The 17,472-nt window shown below is 75.4% G+C and carries 16 protein-coding genes; 3 read left to right on the forward strand and 13 right to left on the reverse strand.

The window, feature by feature from the left end:
* Positions 1–302: 302 nt before the first annotated feature.
* Both ABD352_RS11430 and ABD352_RS11435 read left to right on the forward strand, forming a co-directional pair.
* Positions 303–1,568: an MFS transporter gene (locus tag ABD352_RS11430; protein ID WP_344612261.1), complete on the forward strand. Its 1,266-nt coding sequence runs from the start codon at positions 303–305 to the stop codon at positions 1,566–1,568.
* Positions 1,565–2,797, forward strand: a complete 1,233-nt coding sequence (locus tag ABD352_RS11435; RefSeq protein WP_344612262.1) for a cytochrome P450 — start codon at positions 1,565–1,567, stop codon at positions 2,795–2,797. Before ABD352_RS11430 ends, ABD352_RS11435 begins: the two co-directional genes overlap by 4 nt.
* On the opposite strand, the gene ABD352_RS11440 is transcribed toward ABD352_RS11435, so the two are convergent.
* The 11 genes from ABD352_RS11440 to ABD352_RS11490 are packed head-to-tail and all read right to left on the reverse strand — an operon-like array spanning position 2,741 to position 12,970.
* Positions 2,741–3,364 (reverse strand): type 1 glutamine amidotransferase, encoded by a 624-nt coding sequence (locus ABD352_RS11440; protein WP_344612263.1) that lies wholly within the window; start codon positions 3,362–3,364, stop codon positions 2,741–2,743. The genes ABD352_RS11435 and ABD352_RS11440 overlap by 57 nt on opposite strands.
* On the reverse strand, positions 3,358–4,101 hold the full coding sequence (locus tag ABD352_RS11445; RefSeq protein ID WP_344612264.1) for a diaminopimelate epimerase: 744 nt from the start codon (positions 4,099–4,101) through the stop codon (positions 3,358–3,360). Before ABD352_RS11445 ends, ABD352_RS11440 begins: the two co-directional genes overlap by 7 nt.
* Complete coding sequence (locus ABD352_RS11450) at positions 4,101–5,192, reverse strand: aminotransferase class I/II-fold pyridoxal phosphate-dependent enzyme (RefSeq protein WP_344612265.1); 1,092 nt, start codon at positions 5,190–5,192, stop codon at positions 4,101–4,103. The genes ABD352_RS11445 and ABD352_RS11450 overlap by 1 nt, the downstream gene beginning before the upstream one ends.
* Positions 5,189–6,424 carry an ATP-grasp domain-containing protein gene (locus tag ABD352_RS11455; protein WP_344612266.1) on the reverse strand — a complete coding sequence of 412 codons (1,236 nt, stop codon included), beginning with the start codon at positions 6,422–6,424 and terminating at the stop codon, positions 5,189–5,191. Before ABD352_RS11455 ends, ABD352_RS11450 begins: the two co-directional genes overlap by 4 nt.
* A complete protein-coding gene (locus tag ABD352_RS11460; RefSeq protein WP_344612267.1) occupies positions 6,421–7,509 on the reverse strand; it encodes a pyridoxal phosphate-dependent aminotransferase in 1,089 nt (362 codons plus the stop codon). The genes ABD352_RS11455 and ABD352_RS11460 overlap by 4 nt, the downstream gene beginning before the upstream one ends.
* Positions 7,506–8,291 carry an amino acid kinase family protein gene (locus ABD352_RS11465; RefSeq protein WP_344612268.1) on the reverse strand — a complete coding sequence of 262 codons (786 nt, stop codon included), beginning with the start codon at positions 8,289–8,291 and terminating at the stop codon, positions 7,506–7,508. The genes ABD352_RS11460 and ABD352_RS11465 overlap by 4 nt, the downstream gene beginning before the upstream one ends.
* 7 nt (positions 8,292–8,298) lie before the next feature.
* Complete coding sequence (argC, locus tag ABD352_RS11470; RefSeq protein WP_344612269.1) at positions 8,299–9,387, reverse strand: N-acetyl-gamma-glutamyl-phosphate reductase; 1,089 nt, start codon at positions 9,385–9,387, stop codon at positions 8,299–8,301.
* The gene (locus ABD352_RS11475) at positions 9,384–10,229 is read right to left on the reverse strand and encodes an ATP-grasp domain-containing protein (RefSeq protein WP_344612270.1); all 846 of its coding nucleotides are present in this window, start codon (positions 10,227–10,229) and stop codon (positions 9,384–9,386) included. The genes argC and ABD352_RS11475 overlap by 4 nt, the downstream gene beginning before the upstream one ends.
* Positions 10,226–11,518: a diaminopimelate decarboxylase gene (lysA, locus tag ABD352_RS11480; protein ID WP_344612271.1), complete on the reverse strand. Its 1,293-nt coding sequence runs from the start codon at positions 11,516–11,518 to the stop codon at positions 10,226–10,228. The genes ABD352_RS11475 and lysA overlap by 4 nt, the downstream gene beginning before the upstream one ends.
* 28 nt (positions 11,519–11,546) lie before the next feature.
* Positions 11,547–11,723, reverse strand: a complete 177-nt coding sequence (locus ABD352_RS11485; protein WP_344612272.1) for a hypothetical protein — start codon at positions 11,721–11,723, stop codon at positions 11,547–11,549.
* Positions 11,720–12,970: a hypothetical protein gene (locus ABD352_RS11490; protein ID WP_344612273.1), complete on the reverse strand. Its 1,251-nt coding sequence runs from the start codon at positions 12,968–12,970 to the stop codon at positions 11,720–11,722. The genes ABD352_RS11485 and ABD352_RS11490 overlap by 4 nt, the downstream gene beginning before the upstream one ends.
* Before the next feature lie 108 nt (positions 12,971–13,078).
* Between ABD352_RS11490 and ABD352_RS11495 the strand changes: the two genes are divergently transcribed.
* A complete protein-coding gene (locus ABD352_RS11495; RefSeq protein ID WP_344612274.1) occupies positions 13,079–14,326 on the forward strand; it encodes an ATP-grasp domain-containing protein in 1,248 nt (415 codons plus the stop codon).
* 104 nt (positions 14,327–14,430) lie between these two features.
* On the opposite strand, the gene ABD352_RS11500 is transcribed toward ABD352_RS11495, so the two are convergent.
* Positions 14,431–16,245: a hypothetical protein gene (locus ABD352_RS11500; protein WP_344612275.1), complete on the reverse strand. Its 1,815-nt coding sequence runs from the start codon at positions 16,243–16,245 to the stop codon at positions 14,431–14,433.
* 121 nt (positions 16,246–16,366) lie between these two features.
* Entirely contained in the window at positions 16,367–17,431 is a 1,065-nt protein-coding gene (locus ABD352_RS11505; protein ID WP_344612276.1) for a cellulase family glycosylhydrolase, read from the reverse strand.
* Positions 17,432–17,472: the final 41 nt, after the last annotated feature.

Consider the following 17,472-nt stretch of genomic DNA (forward strand, 5'->3'; position numbering starts at 1 on the left):
CGCCGAGAATGGCCATGGCACTCCCCCGTCGCAATGGCGGAACCGGAACACGCCTGGTCTTTGGTCGAAGGCGCCCGGCAGTGCCGGGACACGACCCCCCGTGATCGGTCGGCGTGCCCACCAACCGATCGTGCTGCGTTTCGATTAGAGGCACACGCCACGGCCAGTGTCAATGGATTGATCTACTCGGGCCAATGTCGATCAATACCCGTGTCAGTCAGGCGAACCCGACGGGGCAGCCCACCCGCCCGCGCGCTGCTAGCCTGAGCGCACGGATTCGCCGCTGCGATCGGGGGCAACGGATGGCCGGACGTCTTGGGCGGCTGCTCACCGCAATGGCGCCACCCGCCGGCGCCGGGCGTATCTTCGCGCTCAGCACAGTGTTGTCCAGCGTGGGCGTCGGGCTCTATTCCGGATTGATCGTCATCTACTTCAACCGCGATGTCGGCTTCGCCGTCGCGACCATCGGCCTGGGGCTGTCCATCGCCGGCGCGGTCGCGGTGCCGATGCGCATCGTGCTCGGGCGGCTGGCCGACCGGATCGGGCCGAAGCCCGTCACGATCGCGCTGGAGCTGGCGCAGGCCGCGCTGGTGCTCACCGTGCCGTTCATCGGCGTGGTGCCGGCCTACATCGCCGTCGTCGTGCTGCTGACGGTCGCCGAGGAGGGCGCGCACACGGCCCGCGGCGCGCTCATCACGGCGGTGCTCGGCCGGCAGGGGCGCACGAAGGTCTCGGCCTATCTGCGCAGCGCGTTCAACGCCGCGGCCACCGTGGGCTTCGCGCTGTCCGGCCTGGTGCTCGCGTTCGACACGCACGACTGGTACATCGCGGCGATCCTCGTCACCGCCGGCACCCGAGCGCTCGGCGCGATCCTGCTGCTGCGTCTGCCCGCCGCGCCGCCGTCGCCCGCCCCCGCGGCGGCGGGCCGCTGGAGCGCGCTGCGGGACTTCCCCTACGTCGCGGTCGCCTTCGTGAGCGGCATCGCCGGGCTGGGCGACGTGGTGCTGACCGTCGGCATCCCGCTGTGGCTCGTCAACGACACCCACGCGCCCCGGCCGCTGGCCGCGTGGCTCGTCGTGCTCAACACGATCCTCGTGGTGCTGCTGCAGGTGCCGCTCACCCGCGACGCCGACAGTCCCGCGGGCGCCGCGCGGCTGCAACGCCGGGCGTTCGCCGCGACGGGGGTGGCCTGCGCGATCGCCGGGCTCGCCGCCGGTATCCCGGCGTGGGCGGCCACCGTGGTCCTGGCGCTCAGCGTGCTGCTGCTGACGGTCGGGGAGATGTGGGGCGCGGCCGGCGGCTGGGGCCTGCGGTACGAGCTGGCGCCCGCGCACGCGCAGGGGCAGTACGGCGGGGTGTTCGCCCTCGGCTCCACGGTGCGCACGGTCGTCGGGCCGCTCGTGGTGACGGTGCTGATCGGCTGGCACGCCGCCGGGTGGCTGGCCATCGCCGCGATCTTCGTCCTCGGCATGCTGGTCAACGGGCCGGCGGTGAACTGGGCGGTGCGCACCCGGCCGCCGGAGCCGACGACCCCCGAGGCGGTCGGCGACCCGGTCACGGCGCCGTGACCACCGCGGAGCAGGAGCACGTCGACCTCAACGACCTGGACATGTTCGTGCAGGGCCGGCAGTATCCGGCGCTGGCCTGGCTGCGCCGGCACGACCCCGTCCACTGGCACCCGGCCGCCGACGGCGGGTTCTGGGTGCTCACCCGCTACGACGACGTGGTCCGCGCCTACCGCGACCACGTCGGGCTGTCCTCGGCGCACGGGGCGGTGCTCGGCGGGTCGTTCCGCACGGACGGCGACACCGCGGCCGGGCTGATGCTCGTCGCGAGCGACGTCCCGCGGCACCGCCTGCTACGCCAGTTGCTGCACCCGCTCTTCGCGCCGGCGCCGGTCGAGCGGGTGCGGGCCGCTGTCGACGAGCGCGTCGACGCCGCGCTCGACCGGCTGGTCGCGGCCGGCGGCGGGGACTTCGCGGCCGACGTGGCGGTGCAGCTTCCGGTGGGCGCGCTGTCGGCACTCGCCGGCCTGGACCGGGCCGCGGCCACGGAGCTGATCGGCATGACCCGCCGCATGGTGGGCTACCGCGACCCGGCGCTCGTGGACACCGGCGGCGACGAGCGGACCCGGCTGGCCTGGCTGCAGACGGAGATCCTGGAGTTCTTCCACGACCGGCTGCCGGCGCGGAGCCGGCCGCCCGGCGATGAGCAGCACCTGCTCGACGTGCTGCGTTCCGGGGAGCTCAACGGACGATCGCCGAGCGAGGCGGAGATTCTCTACAACGCGCTCAACGTGGCCGTGGGCGGCAACGAGACCTCCGCGCACACCGCGAGCGCCGGCGTGGAGGCGCTGATGCGCCACCCGGACCAGGACGCGCGGCTGCGCGCCGACCCCGGGCTGCTCGACCGCGCGGTGGAGGAGATCCTGCGCTGGACGAGCACCAACGCCTACGTGCGCCGGGTCGCGACCCGGGACCTGGAGCTCGGCGCCCGGACGGTGCGGGCCGGCGACTCGGTGACGCTGTGGAACGCCGCGGCCAACCGCGACGAGACCCAGTTCCACGCCCCCGACACCTTCGATGTGACCCGCTCGCCGAACCGGCACCTGAGCTTCGGTAGCGGCATCCACCGGTGCATCGGGGTCGGCGCCGGCACCGCCGAGCTGCGCACCCTGTTCGCAAAGCTGATCGAGCGCCGGGTGCGGCTCGTCCCGGCGGGTCCGGTCGCCCGGCTGCGGTCAAACTTCATCCTCGGGGTCAACCAGCTGCCCGTCGAAGTCATCGGTGCACCATGACACCGGGCCGGTCGGCGCGGCCAGGTCGAGGAAGCGCGACAGGATCGCCCGCCCCTCGGGCCGGAACTCCAGATGCGCCTGCATCCCGTAGACCTGGCCGCCCGTGCGGGCGATGCCCTCGACCGGGCAGGCGCCGGACGTCGCGATGAGGTCGAAGCCCGCCGGCACGGCGCGCAGCCCGTAGACGTGCCGCTGGAACAGCTCCACCTGCGGCGGCAGACCGGTCCACAGTGGATGGTCGCCGTGCAGCCGCACGCGGGTGCGCCCGAGCGCCGGGGGCACCCGGCGCAGCCCCACGCCGTGCGCCCGCCCGATCAGCTGGTGGCCGCCGCACACCCCGAGCAGCGGCACCGGGCAGCTGCGGATCAGGCGCACCTCCGCGGCGTACACCGGAAGCCACACCGGCACATCGGTGCCGCTCAGGATCACGGCGCTGACCGGCGGGACCCGTCGCGGGAGCCGCTCCACCGGCGTCACGAGCGGCGTCCACCCGGCCCCGGCGATGAGCCTGGCCAGCAGCGGCGCCGACGGGCTGCCGTTGTCGACGAGCAGGGCCGCGTTCACCACGGGTGGACTTCTCCGGTCGCGATCGGGCGGGCGGTGCCCTCCAGCGTCAGCGCGTCCGGCCGCGCCCGGTCCCATGTCACCGCGATCGTTCCGCCGGGCTGCTCCACGACCGTGCGGGCGGGCCAGGCCGGCTCGCGCCGCGCCACGGCCAGCGCCGCCGCGGCCGCGCCCGTGGCACAGCCCAGCGTGGCGCCGACCCCGCGCTCCCAGGGCAGCACCGCGATCCGGCCGGCCGCGCGCACCTCGGCGAACATCACGTTGGTCCCGCCGGGCCACGAGCGCTCCTGTGGCGGCCCGGCGACCGCGGGGTCCAGCCCGGCCAGCGGGCCGAGCACCACCCGGTGCGGCGTGCCGAGCACGAACTGGGTGCCCTCGACCGGCGCGGTGGCCAGCGTCAGCTCCTGCGCGAACCGCCACGTCGCGCGGTCCAGCAGGCGGTGCCGCACGGTGAGCCCCGGGCTGACGACGTCCAGCACGGCGTCCGGATCGGCCCGGCCGAGCGCGATCGCGAGCGCGGCCAGGCAGCGTGCGCCGTTGCCGCAGGCGGGCGCGGCGCTGCCGTCCGGGTTGACGATCCGCATGCCGACCCGGTCGCTGCCCCACTGGGCCAGCAGCAGCCCGTCGCCGCCGAGGCCCCGCGCCGGGTCGTTGACGCCCCCGGCCAGCGCCGCGGCGGCGCCGGGATCGTCCACCACGACGTAGGAGTTGCCCTCGGCGTAGTACTTCCAGAAGCGCATCACGACCGGCGCAGGAACGCGTCGAGCCGGTCGAGCCCCTCGGCCAGCTGCGGAGTGGCGAAGCCGACGCGCAGGAACCCCTCCATGTCGTAGCAGTCGCTGCCGGGGGCCAGCAGTACCCCGGTCTCGTCCACCAGCCGGACGCAGAACTCGTGCACCGGCCCGCCGTGGCGCAGCCGCGGGAACAGCAGCCCGCCGCCGGCGGGGGCGGTGAGCTCGAAGTGCTCGGGGCGGGCCGCGAACCAGGGCAGTGCGAGGTCGAGGCCGGCCCGGACCAGCCCGTGCGAGCGGGCCAGGATCGTCTCGGCGTGCCGCAGCGCCACGCAGGCCCACGCCTGGTCGAGCGCGCCCGGGTTCAGCGTCGTGTACTTGCGGTACTGCCGCGCCCGCACCACCAGCTCGGGCGGCCCGACCAGCCAGCCGATGCGCAGGCCCGGCAGCCCGAACGCCTTGCTCAGCCCGTCGACCACGAGGAGGTTGCGCGGGCCGCTCCACGCGGTGGCGCGCGCGCCCGCCCACATCCGCCGGAACACCTCGTCGACGAGCAGGTGCACCCCGCGCCGGGCGAGGTCGTCGGCGAGGGCGACGAGGTCGGCGGCCGGCACGTCGCGCCCGGTCGGGTTGTGCGGCACGTTGAGCACCACCAGCCGGGTCCGGGCGGTGACCGCGGCGCGCACCCGGTCGAGGTCGATGGCGAACCCGTCGGCCGGCGCCAGGCGCACGAAGCGCACCTCCCCGCCCGCCGCGGTGACCAGCTCGTGCAGCGGCTGGTAGGACGGCCACAGGCAGACGGCCTCGTCGCCCGGCCCGACGAGGAGGTTGACCGCGATCAGGAGCGCCTCGATCGCCCCAACGGTGACCATGACGTTCTCGGCGCCCGCCCCCGGATAGCCCGCGGCGACGAGCTCGCGCAGCCGCGGCTGCCCGGCGGAGGCCGTGTAGCCGAGCTCGACGTCCGGCGGCCCCTCGGGGACCAGGCCGGCCAGCTCGGTGCTCGACAACGGCTGCACACCGCTGAGCGCCAGCATGTACCGGCAGTGGAACTCGTACTGCTCGAAGAACTCCTCCTGCCGGAAGATCCCGGGTCTCACGCCGTCATCGCCTCCTCGTCGAGCACCGTCGCGCGCGCCGCCTCGGCCGTCGCGGCGTCGGCGAGCCGGACCGCCTCCGCCGCGGTCGGCGCCGTGGCCACCACGCCGAGCACCTCGCCGTAGCCGTGCGGCGGAAGGCGGTACATCGCGCCCTCCCGCATCCAGAGGTTGACCGCGACGACGCCGGGCAGGCGGGCGAGGCGGTCCACGTCGACGCGGGGCACCCGGCCCGGCCGCGGCGGGTACAGGCTGCGGCTGGCCGCTGCCCCGTGCTCGGCGATCGCCGGTGCGGGGCGCTCGCCGAGCGCCAGGCGCAGTGTCAGGTCGAGCAGGTCGACGCCGGTCGCGTGGCGGACCACCTGCCGGATCGAGCCGCCGCCCATCCGCGCGCCGATCTCCAGCAGCCGGGGACCCTCTGGCGGCACTTTGAACTCGGCGTGCGTCACGCAGTTGTCGATGCCCAGCCCCTGGATCGCCCGGCCGGCCAGCTCGCACAGCTCCTCGCGCAGCCCGGTGGGCAGGTCGGGCGGGCTGACGTGGCCGATCTCGCGGAAGTACGGGCCGGTGATCGGGCCCTTCTCGCACACCGCCAGGTGCGTCGTCACCCCACCGGCGACGAGCGACTCGACGCTGTATCCGGTGCCGGACAGGTAGGACTCGACGAGCCACCGGCCGTCCATGTGCCGCAGGAACGCCGGCCGGTGCCCGGCGAGCTGCGCCTCGAACGCGCGGACGCGCTCGGCCAGCTCCGCGGCGTCGTCGAAGCGCACCGTGTACCGGCTCGCGACCCCGGTGCTGGGCTTGAGCACGCCGGGCCGCCCGACCGCCGCGACGGCCGCGGCGGCCTCCTCCGCGCGGCGCAGCACGTAGCGCCGGGCCATCGGCACGCCGGCCGCCGCGAGCCGCTCGCCCATGAGCACCTTGTCCCGGCAGCGCGCGACGACCTCGGCGGGCAGCCCCGGCAGGCCGTAGCGGGCCGCGATCGCAGCGGCGGTCTCCAGGCACGTCTCGCTGCAGTTGACCACGCCCAGCGGTGGCGGGCGGTCGGCGAGCGCGGCGAGCACCGCGGCGGGCTCGGCGGGATTGGCGGGAATCCAGTCGTCGACCTCGTCGCGCTCCCACCCGAGGCGGGGCGCGACGAGCACGACCCGCGCGCCGAGCTCCCGGCCCCGGCGGTACACGTCGCGGCGGGTCACGTCGGCGCCGGGGTCGAGGAACAGCACGCCGGTCATCGGGCACCCGCCAGCCGGCGCAGGCCCGCGGCCAGGGTCGCGCGGGGCACCGCCAGCGAGACCCGGGCGTGTGAGGGGGAGCCGAAGTACTCGCCCGGCCAGACGAACACCCCGGCGTCGCGGCAAAGGCGAGCGGCGTGCGCGGCGGTGGCCGGGGCGGGCGGGCCGACCCACAGGTAGTACGTGCCCCGGGGGCGCTCCACCGGCAGCCCGAGCCCCTCGCACAGGGCGAGGGTGTCGTGCAGCCGGGCGCGGTACGGGCGCATGTGGTCGGCCGCGGCCGCGCCGGGCAGCCCGGCGGCGAACGCGAGCTGGCCGGGCAGGTTCGCCGCGCCGCTGAGCACGGCGGACCGATCTGCCACCGCCGCGATCAGGGGCGCCGGGCCGATGACGACGCCGACGCGCAGGCCCGGGCGGCCGAGCGTCTTGGAGGCGCTGCGCACCGCGAGCCAGGCGACGCTGCCGTCCAGCGGCAGCATCGACGCGACGCTGGTGAAGTCGCGCGGGTCGTAGACGTGCTCGGCGTACACCTCGTCGGCCACGACCGGCCCGCCGGGCAGGATGCGCTCGAGGTGCCGGCGGCCGTAGACGGCGCCGGTCGGGTTGACCGGATTGGCCAGCAGCAGCGCTCCCGGCGGCCGGATGGTCAGCCGCCCGTCGACGGGCACCGGCACGGGCCGGCCGCCGGCGAGCTCGATGAGTCCCGGATACGCGTGATAGTGCGGCAGCGGTACCGCCACCGGCTCACCGGGGCGGCACAGCGCCAGCACGGCGAGGGTGATGCCGGCGAGCGCGCCCGGGCTGAGCAGGACGTGCTCCGGGCCGAGCGGGATGCCGAGCGCCCGGCCGTAGTGGGCGGCCACGGCCGCGCGGATGTCGTCGCGCCCCTCCACCGGCCCGTAGCGACGGGTGTGCGCGGCGACGGCGAGCGCGCGGTCCGCCTCGGCGTCGCTGGGCCACGCCGTGAGCGGCTCCGAACCGCCGAGGTCGGCGAACGCGTCCCCCCAGCGCCGCCGCCCCTCGGCCCGCGCCTCGTGCAGCTCGCGGCGCAGGCGGCCGAAGCGCTCGACGTGGCCGCCGGTCACGCCACCACCTCCGTCCCGGCCCGGCCGGCCAGCAGCTCGCCGATCGGCGCCCGGCCGATGACCGCCCGGGTCAGCCCGCGCCCGAGGGCCGCGGTCGCCGCGTCGAGCTTCTTGCGCATCCCGCCGCTCGCCTCCGCCGCCGCGTCGGCTTCCCCGGCCCGCAGCCGGCGCCGCACCGCGCCGTCGATGAGCACGCCCGGCACGTCGGTGACGAACACCAGCTCCGGCGCGCCCAGCGCGGTGGCGATCCAGGCCGCGGCGCGGTCGGCGTCCGTGTTGACCGCCGGATGCCCGGGTGCGACCGCGAGCGGCGTGACGACGAGCGCGTCGACGGCGCGCCGCCACCGGGCGAGCGCGACGGCGTCGACCGCGCGCACCGGGCCCACGAGGTTCTCCAGCCGGCGCAGCTCGCCGTCGACCCACCACCGCTGCGGGCGGACCTCGGCGGTGAGGATGCGGGCCGCCGCGGCGTCCACCATGGCGACCGTCGCACCCCGCGCGGACATCTCCCGTGCGGCCAGCGCGGTCAGCCCGGCCGACGTCCGCCGGATGTCGCCGAGCACCTCGGCGTCGGTGAACCGGCTGCGCCGGCCGTGCTGACTGGTCAGCACGAGCGGTTGCCGGCCGGCGGCCAGTTGCGCGGCCCGCAGCGGCGCCGACCAGCCGTGCACGAGGACGAGCCCGCGCCCCCGTGCCACCGCCGCCGCGTCGTCCCACCACGGCGGCGGCAGCGCCTCGAGGACGCTTCCGCCGACCTTGGCCACCACTGGTACACCCGTCATCGCCACCTCACGCCGGATAGAGCGGCGCGGCCGTCAGGCCCAGGTCCTCGGGCAGCCCGAAGCGCGCGTTGCACGCCTGCAGCGCCTGGCCGGCCCCGCCCTTGACGAGGTTGTCCAGGGCGGCGACGAGCACCAGCCGGTCGGCCTCGAGGTCGTGGAACGCGGCGACGTCGCAGTGGTTCGAGCCGGTCGTGGCCTTCGGATCGGGCAGGGGCACCGGTCCGCGCCGCCACTCGCGCACCCGCACGAACCGCTCGGCGCGGTAGAACTCGGCGTAGTGCTCGGCCACCGCGATGCCCCGCCGGCTGGCGCGGGGACGATCGACGCTCGCGTGCACGGCGACCGACACCCCGCGCACGAGGTCGACGCCGAAGACCGACATGCCCAGCCGCAACCCGCCGTCGGTGGTGGTGAGCCCCTGCCCGGTCAGCGCCTCGGTGATCTCCGCGGCGTGCCGGTGCCCGCTCGGCGCGTAGGGCGCCACCGTCCCGGCGCGCAGCGCGTGCGCCGACCCGCCGCTCGCCCCGGCGCCGGTGGAACCGGCCTTGCCGTCGACGGTGATGCTCGCCAGCCGCAGGCCCAGCCGCGCGAGCAGCCCGTGCAGCGGCAGCAGCGCGAGGATCGCGGCGGTGGCCAGGCACCCCGGCACGGCGATGAGCCGGGCGCCGGGCAGCGCCGCGCGATGCAGCTCCGGCAGGCCGTAGACGGCCGGTACCGGTTCGGCGCGGGGCACGCGCGGATACCAGCGCCGGTGCGCGGCGGGCCGGGACAGCCGGAACGCGGGGCTCAGGTCGACGACCACGGCGACCCCCTCGGCCAGCAGCGCGGGGGCGAGCGCCGCGGAGACCTCGGGCGGGGTGGCGAGAAAGACGACGGCGCAGTCGCGCGCGGCCGCCCGCACGTCGGCCGGTCCGAGCGGCAGGCCGTCCCACGGACCGTCCCCGAGGTGCGGGTGGACGTCGCCGATCGGGACCGCCGGGCCGTCGGCCGAGCGGGACACGTGCCGCAGCGCGAACTCCGGATGATCGCGCAGCAGCCGCAGCAGCTCGCCACCCTGCAGGCCGGTCGCCCCGATCACGCCCACGCCGGTCGTCACGCGACGGTCCGGTGGCCCGCAAGGTGGTCGAGCACCGCGGCGGCAAGGTCGACGCCGGTCGCCTCGGCCCCGCCGCGGAACTGCGGCACGTGGTTGATCTCGTTGACGAACCGCCGACCGGCGGCGTCGCGCAGCACGTCGAGGGCGAAGATCTCGGCCCCGGTCGCGCCCGCCGCCGCGGTCGCCAGCGCGGTGAGCTCGGCGTCGGCGTCGATGCGCTCCGCCGCCCCGCCGGTGGCCAGGTTGGCGCGCCAATCGCTCCCGGCGACCCGCCGGTAGGCGGCGACGACCCGGCCGCCGACCACGAAGGCGCGCTCGTCGCCGCCGGGAAGGAACGGCTGCGCGAGCAGCACCCGGTCGAACCCCCCGGCGAACTGCTCGACGTAGTCGTAGGCCGCGTCGGCGAGGTCGCGGTCGCGGATGAGCAGCACGCGCCGGCCCAGCCCGCCCAGGATCGGCTTCAGCACGCACGGCAGGCCCAGCTCGCCGAGGGCGCGGGCGAGGTCGCGGCGGGTCAGCACCACCCGGAACGGCGGCACCGGGACGCCTGCGGCGTGCAGCGCCCGCGCGGTGGCGAGCTTGTCCTGGCAGATCGCGATCGCCGCCGCGGTGTTGACGACCCGCTCGTCGCGGTCGCCGAGCAGCCCGGCCAGCACGGCACTGCGGGTGTACCCCCGGCTGCGCACGAGGTACAGGTCGGCGGGCGGCACGCCCTCGGCCGCCGGCCCGGCGCACAGGTCGCCGTCGTCGAGCCAGAACGCCGCGAGCCCCCGCGCCCCCGCGGCGTCGATGAGGCGGCGCTCCTCCCAGCCGATGCGGTCGGCGACGATCGCGACCTTCACGCCGGCACCTCGGCCCGCAGCAGGTCCTCGGCCGTCTCGCGGCGCACCACCACCCGGCTCACGCCGTCGCGGGCGAACACCACGGCGGAGCGCGGGAAGCGGTTGTAGTTGCTGGCCATGCTGTGCGTGTAGGCGCCGGTGGCGCGCACCGCGAGCACGTCGCCGCGCCGGAGGCCGGGCAGCGCCACGGCTGGGAAGAGCAGGTCGGTCTCGCAGTGCCGGCCGTAGACGTGGGCCAGCAGCGTCGCCGCGGCGGCGGGCGCGGCGGCGGCGAGCACCTCGTGCGTCGCGGAGTACATCAGCGGCCGCGGGTTGTCCGACAGCCCGCCGTCGACCACGACCGTCGCCTCGCCCGGCGTGGAGCGGGGCTTGACCGCGCCGACGCGGTACAGGGTCCACCCGTGCGCGGCCACCACCGAGCGGCCCGGCTCGATGCCCAGGGAGACGCCGTCCGCGCACCGGGGCGCGAGCAGCTCGGCGAATGGGGGCACCAGGGCGGCCGCCCACTCGGCGGGCGTCGGCGCCTGCGCGCCGGGCCCGTAGCGCACACCCATCCCGCCGCCGAGCACGATCCGGGCGGGCCGCCAGCCCTGCGCGTCGCGGTCGAGGAAGGCCGCGACCCGGTGCATCGCGTCGACGTACGGCCCCGCGGTCATCAACTGCGAGCCGAGGTGGAAGTGCACGCCCTCGACGATCAGGGAGGGCGATGCGAGCGCCGCCCGCAGGGCCGCGCGCGCCGATCCGTCGGCGATCGGCAGGCCGAACTTGGTCTCGTCGCCGCTGGTGCGGTAGCGGGCGTCGGTCGCCACGTCGGTGCCCGGGTTGACGCGCAGCAGCACGCGTTGGCGCGCCCCCGCGCTCCGGCACGCGTCGATCAGGTCGGCGACCTCGTCGACGGCGTCGACCGCCACCGTGCCCACGCCGGCGCGCACCGCCGCCGCCAGCTCCTCCGGCCGCTTCGCCACGCCGTGGAAGGTGATCCGCTCCCCCGGCACCCGCGCGTGCCGGGCCGTGGCGAGCTCACCGACGGAGGCGACGTCGAGGTCCAGGCCCTCCTCGACAGCCAGGCGCAGCATCGCGGCGGCGCCGAACGCCTTGACCGCGTAGGCGACGGTCGTCCGCGGCCACGCCGCCGCCAGGGCCGTCCGATAGTCGCGGCAGTGCCGGCGCAGACCGTCCTCGTCGTAGACGTACAGCGGGGTGCCGTGCTCCCGGGCCAGTTCGACCGCGGAACACCCGCCGATGCGCAGTGCCGCGCCGTGCCGCGTGCCTTCCGTCGTGACGTTCACCGTTCACCCCCGCGGTGATCTCCTGCTGCTACTGGCCCCAGTCGGGCAGATCCGCCTCGATCATCCGCAGCTCGACGCCGTTGTCGCCGCGGCCGAGCACCTGCAGCGTCAGCCCGCACTCCAGGCAGGCCAGGGTCTCGCCGGGCTCCAGGTCGCCGGCGTCGAACGCGAACTCGCACTCCGGGCACACCGCGGTGGCACTCATACCAGCTCCCTCTGCCGCGGGGCGGCCGTCTCCTGCTCCTGCGGGGCGTCCGCTTCGCGCGAGGGACCGGTGTCCGCGGCGCGGCCGGCGTAGCCGGCGACGGCCCGGCGCAGGTCCGCCAGGCTGAGCGTGGCGGTGCCGTCAGGAAGATCGTGCGCCAGGATGCCGGCGACGACGGCGTCGAGGTCGAGGCCGTCGAGCAGCTCGGCGGGCAGACAGGCCCGCAGGAGGGCCGGCCGCAGGCGGCGGCGCACCCGCACGTCGCGGGCGTTGCCGACCAGCTCCGCCGGGACCGCCTCGAAGTCCTCGGGGTGGCTCCACTGCCCGGCGATCTCGTAGCGGAACGCGTGCTCGGCGGTCGGGCCGGCGCTGCCGCTGAACGCGGAGCCGCCGCGCGCGGCGACCTCGCGGGTCAGCTCGGTCAGCCGGGACAGGTCGTAGCGCCGGTCGTCCCAGAACCGCCACATGCACGCGAGCACCTCGGCCAGCGGCGTGTTGCCGCCGCGCTCGCCGAGACCGCCGACCGTGGCGGAGATCCAGTGCGCGCCCGCCTCGGCGGCGGCAAGGGCGTTGGCCACGGCGAGGCCGAGCATGTTGTGCGAGTGGATCTCGACCTCGATGCCGGGCACGGCCCGCACGAGCCGCCCGACGATCTCTGCGGCGTCGTTCACCCGCAGCGCCGACACGGTCTCGGCAAAGCGGAACCGGTCGGCCCCGGCCTCGGCGCCCGCCGCGACGTACTCCTCCAGGAACCCGACATCGGTGCGCGCGCCGTCCTCGGCGCTGAACGTGGTGACCATCCCCCGCGCCTTGGCCTCGGCGATCGACGCGGTCGCCAGCGCCGTCACCCGCCGCCGGCTGTCGGTGCCGAGCTTGAGCCGCGCGTGCGACGGCGAGGTCGGCACCGACACCATGACCGACGTGAAGCCGAGCGCGGCGACGAGCTCGAGATCGCGGCGCACCTGCTCGCGGTTGCGCGCGAGGATCAGCGTCATGGCCCGCTCGGGCCCGACCTCGTCGAGCACCGCGCGGCACAGCTCGGTGTCGCACGGGTCGGCGCCCGACACGATGCCCGCCTCGATCGCGTCGATGCCGACATCGCGTAGCAGACCGGCGATGACGGCGGCGTCCTGGGGCGTGAAGTCGACGCCGGGCATGTGCGCACTGTCGCGCAGGGTGGCGTCGGAGACTCTGGGGCGGGGGGTGTGTGGCGGACCGGCCGAAGGCGTCGCGACACTCACTTGCATCCACTCCCCCCGGATCAGATGGACGACCCAACGCTATGGCAACAATCGGTGGGCGTCAACGCCGTCACGGGGCAACGCGGGGCCGGGCGTGCTGTTACCGTCGGCGTCATGGAGAGCGGTCGGCTCGCGGTGGTCTACGACCACGGCTCGGCGTCACCGTCCGACATCCTGCTCGCCGCCGAGGGTCTCGCGACGCCGCTGCTGGTGTGTGACCCGTCCGTCCCGCACGTGCGCGACCTGCTGCCGCTGCTGTCCGACCTCGTCGAGACGGTCACCGTGCCGGCCGGCGCCGACCGGGCCGCGCTCGCCGCGGCGTTGCGGGATCACCGCATCGACGGTGTCGTCACCTTCTCCGATGCGGCGCTGCGCCTCACTGCGGCGGTCGCCGAGGCGGTCGGCCGGCCCTTCCACTCCCCGGCCACCGCGGTGCGGCTGACCGACAAGCTCGCCCAGCGCGAGGCGCTGCGCGCCGCCGGCCTGGCCGTGCCGCGCTTCGCCGCCGTCGTCCCCGGCGCCGAGGCACCCGACGTCGGCCTCCCCGCCGTGCTCAAGCCCCGCCGCAGCAACGGCAGCCGCCACACCTACGCCATCGGCGACCGGGAGGACCTCGCCGCCGCGCTGGCCGCGGTGGCCGGGCTGCACGAGCGCTACGGCGGCTTCACGCTGGAGGAGCGCATCATCGGCGACCCCGAGATCGCCGGGCCCGCGTGGGGCGACTACGTCTCGGTCGAGTCGCTCGTGCTCGACGGCACCGTCCACCATCTCGGCGCGATCGGCCGGATGCCGGTCACGCCCCCGTTCCGCGAGACCGGCATCTTCTTCCCGAGCACCCTGTCCGCGGAGCGCCTCGCATCCGTGGAGGCCGAGGCGGAGGCGGCCGTCCACGCGCTCGGCATCACCGTCGGGCTGTGCCACACCGAGATCAAGCTGACCGCCCGTGGCCCGGTCGTCATCGAGGTCAACGGCCGGCTCGGCGGCGAGACCGCCAAAATCATCCACGCCTCGACCGGCGCCGACCTGGTGCGCATGGCCCTCGCCGCGGCGCTCGGGGACACCGCGACCGCCCTCGCCGAGGCCGACCGCATGCGGCACGGACCGGGCACCGTGAGCTACCAGATCTCCGCGTTCGCCGCGGGCTCGGGCACGCTCGACGGCCTCGACGGCCTCGACCAGGTCCGCGCCGTGGAGGGCGTGTGGCGGGTCGTACCGTGCAAGGCCCACGGAGAGACCGTCGACGTCGACATGGGCACGTTCAGCGAGCTCGCCTCCGTCTACGGCGTGACCACCGACCACACCCGCCTGCGCCATGCGATGCGCATCGTCGAGCGCGTCGTGGTCCCCCGCTGGCGCGGCTGACGCCCGGCCCTGTCCTTGCCGAAAGCTCGTCCGCGCAGGTCGCGCCACATGCTCGCGCTCGTGGAGGAGTGCCGCCGAGGCGATCGCGCGGCAGGGGGCACCGCTCAGCGTCGACGCGCCGGCCGGGATCGGTGCGCACGCCAGGCGCCATCGGCGATTCCCAGCGCCGCACCGACGTTGACGACGCCGAGGCTGCGGGCGGCAGACCGCGTGGACCCACCGCTCAGCGCGGCGAGCGCGGCGACGCCGGTGGCCGCCTGCGCCAGGACAATGCAGTCCCGGTCCACGGCACGGGCCGCGGTCACCGCCTCCACGAGCAGCGCCGCCGGGCCCAGCTCGGTTCCGATCAGCACGTGCGCGCCCCACGGCGGCGGTGAGCCGTCGACGTGTACGCCGAGCCCGCAGTCAGCCGCGGCCAGCGCCCGCCGGTCCCCGGACAGCAGCATGACGGCCCCGCCGGCGGCCTGGATGTCGCGCACCACGCCTACCAGGCTCCCGCCGCGCTCCACCACGGCGTCGGCGTAGTCGGCCCGCGGCCGCCGCTCGTCGGTGGCCAGCACGATCCTGAGCCCGGCGCGGCGGGCCGCGCCGATGACCGTGTCGAGCCGGGGTGCGATATCCGCCTCGACGCCCAGCACCGCCTCCAGCCGACTCCGGCGGGCCAGACCCAGCACCACTTCGGCGCCGGTGTCCGCCAGCCCTCGCCGCTGCCGGACCCCCGTGCGTCCGCGCAGTTGCAGTTCCTCGACCGGGGCCAGCGTCCACTCGCCGGCCGCCCGTACGTCCCAGGGGTTCTCGGCCGCGAACAGCGCGGAACCGTGCTCGGCCACCTCGTCGGTGTCGGCACCCGCGAGCGGAACCAGCTCGGTCAGCGCCCAGCGACCCGAGCGCAACGCCGCGCCGTCCAGCACCAGCGTGTCCAGCCGGTCCAGGCGGCGCAGTACCGCCCGATCCATCACCAGCGCACCGCTGCGCGCCAGCATCAGCCCCAGCTGCGAAGCGAACGCCCCACGACCCGCCTCGGCCGCCTTGGGCAGCGTCGCGATCCCCGCCGCCGCCGCGCGCCGCAGCCCGACCAGCGGCGCAGCCGCCGCCGCGAGGGCCGCCCCACCGATCAGTACCCGTCGCTGGTAACGCTCCACCGGTCCGTCCGGCAGCGGGCGCGGGCGCTCGACCGCCACCGGGTCGGCCCCGGCATCCTCCGGACCCCTGATGAGCCGCGGCTCCGCCGCCCGCCACGACCGCTGATCCGCGCGGGCCTCCCGCCACAGGCCGACACGCTCGGCGATGTCCACCACCACGCTCGACCCACCGGCCGCGAGGGCCTGCGCCAACCCGGCGGCCATGGAAACCAGCGACTCCGCCCGCTCCTGCCCGTGCAGCCGTCTGGCGGCGAACTCGCGTAACGAGGGATGCAGCTCGACGACGGACACGAGGCCCGCCAACTCGGCGGGCAGCGGCGCCCACGGGACCACCCGGGTAAGGCCGAACAGGCCTAGCGCGACCGCATCGACCGCCAGGTTCGCCAGGACGCCGGTGTGCTGCGGACCCTCGGCAGGGTGCTGCAGCTCCTCCTCGGCGATCTCCTCGTCCACGCTCGCCGGGTTGGCCTCGGCGCGCCCCACCAGCGCCACCAACTCCCGGCGCGGCGGCGGCGGATCGGCCACTTCGACCACCACCCGGCAGGCCGGCGCGTTCACCCTCGCCCACACCACCCCCGGATGCCGCTCCAACAGCCGCTCCACCCGGCGAGCCACCCGCGCACCGTCCGCCCCGTGCACGCCGTGCGTCTCGATGTACAGCCGGCCTGGCCGCGCCCACACGTCACGGCCCCCGCCGGTCAGCCAGCCCGCCATCCGAGTGGCAAAGCCGACCGCGCCGACGACCGGAGCAGTCACCCGCGGGCGCAGCATCACCATGGCCCACTCCCCAGGTTGGCGCACACCATGCCGGCGTACCGCCGTGAGTTTCGACCGCACGCATCGGCAGCCGGGTGCAAAACCCCACGTCCCATGCGGGCAGCCGCCGATTCGATCACGGTCAGCCGGGACGACGCCCGGTCCCCGTGTAGACGGTCGCCTCTCGGGAGGTCTGCCGGATGCCGTTGGGGCCGTCGAACACTCGCCGGCCCCACCAGGTGAGTGACTTGGCGTTGAACTGGTTCACCATGTCGAGGTTGCTGACGTCTCCGCTGTTGCCGCTCCAGGACCAGGCGAGATAGCCAATGCCCTGCGCCTGCGCCTCGGACATGATCGCGTCCTCGTCGACGTCGCCGTCCTGGTGTGTGTACGCGAACTCGGTCACCGCGAGGGGAAGCTTGGCCTTGAGGTACCGGCCGGCATAGTCGTGGATGTTCGTGGCCCGGCTGAAAGCGCCGTACACGTGGATGGAGAAGACGGTGTTGTGCTCCGGGTCGGCGGCGAAGACGTCGGCGGCGTGGTCGCGCATGGTGAACGACAGGTCCTGACCCCAGTCGGGCGCATCGACCATGAGGGTGTGGCGGATGCCCGCCTGGCGCAGGCGGTGGATCGAGTCGATCGTGTCGCCGGGCCAGGTGCGGAAGTTGTCCAGGACGTACGGTTCGTTCGCGACGTCGAGGATGGCGTACTTCTCCTGGCCGATCAGCGCCCTGCGAATGCTGATCCAGTAGTCCACCGCCCGCGCCTGCGGAATGGCTTCCGGGCGGTAACCCCACCCCGTGGTGTCGGTCACCACAAAGACGCAGATGAGGCGGTTCTGCCGGCACAGGCTGATCACGTGCGCGACGTCGGCCGCGTCGTTGCGTTTCGCGACCACGCCGGTGGACAACTCGACCCGTACGGTGTTGGCGCCCATCGCCTTGACGTCGCTGAACATCCGGGGCGTCTTCTCCGGAAACACCGCGTGGTTCTGACCCACGCCACGCATGACGAACTCGTGGTTGTTGGCGTCGTAGAGACGCCCGTTCTTCACATGGAACCCGGACTGTTTCGCCGCACCGCTCGGTCGCGGGGAACTGTTGTGTCGTGATGCGCCGTTCCAATGGTGCAGTCGCCCCACGAGGATGACCGAAAGCACCACGGCGACGATGAGGAACATACCCGCGACGGCGGTGCGCATTCTCATGACCCACCTCGGACCGGATCTCCTGCCGCTGACTCCTGGCC

Origin of the sequence: Dactylosporangium salmoneum (assembly GCF_039532525.1) — a bacterium.
Classification (GTDB): Bacteria; Actinomycetota; Actinomycetes; order Mycobacteriales; family Micromonosporaceae; genus Dactylosporangium; species Dactylosporangium salmoneum.

Excerpts from the sequence above, each read along its gene's own strand:
- ABD352_RS11500 (WP_344612275.1), bottom strand. The coding sequence starts at position 16,245 with ATGGTGATGCTGCGCCCGCGGGTGACTGCTCCGGTCGTCGGCGCGGTC.
- ABD352_RS11445 (WP_344612264.1), bottom strand. The coding sequence starts at position 4,101 with ATGCGCTTCTGGAAGTACTACGCCGAGGGCAACTCCTACGTCGTGGTG.
- ABD352_RS11485 (WP_344612272.1), bottom strand. The coding sequence starts at position 11,723 with ATGAGTGCCACCGCGGTGTGCCCGGAGTGCGAGTTCGCGTTCGACGCC.
- ABD352_RS11490 (WP_344612273.1), bottom strand. The coding sequence starts at position 12,970 with ATGCAAGTGAGTGTCGCGACGCCTTCGGCCGGTCCGCCACACACCCCC.
- ABD352_RS11495 (WP_344612274.1), top strand. The coding sequence starts at position 13,079 with ATGGAGAGCGGTCGGCTCGCGGTGGTCTACGACCACGGCTCGGCGTCA.
- ABD352_RS11455 (WP_344612266.1), bottom strand. The coding sequence starts at position 6,424 with ATGACCGGCGTGCTGTTCCTCGACCCCGGCGCCGACGTGACCCGCCGC.
- ABD352_RS11430 (WP_344612261.1), top strand. The coding sequence starts at position 303 with ATGGCCGGACGTCTTGGGCGGCTGCTCACCGCAATGGCGCCACCCGCC.
- ABD352_RS11505 (WP_344612276.1), bottom strand. The coding sequence starts at position 17,431 with ATGAGAATGCGCACCGCCGTCGCGGGTATGTTCCTCATCGTCGCCGTG.
- ABD352_RS11465 (WP_344612268.1), bottom strand. The coding sequence starts at position 8,291 with ATGACGGGTGTACCAGTGGTGGCCAAGGTCGGCGGAAGCGTCCTCGAG.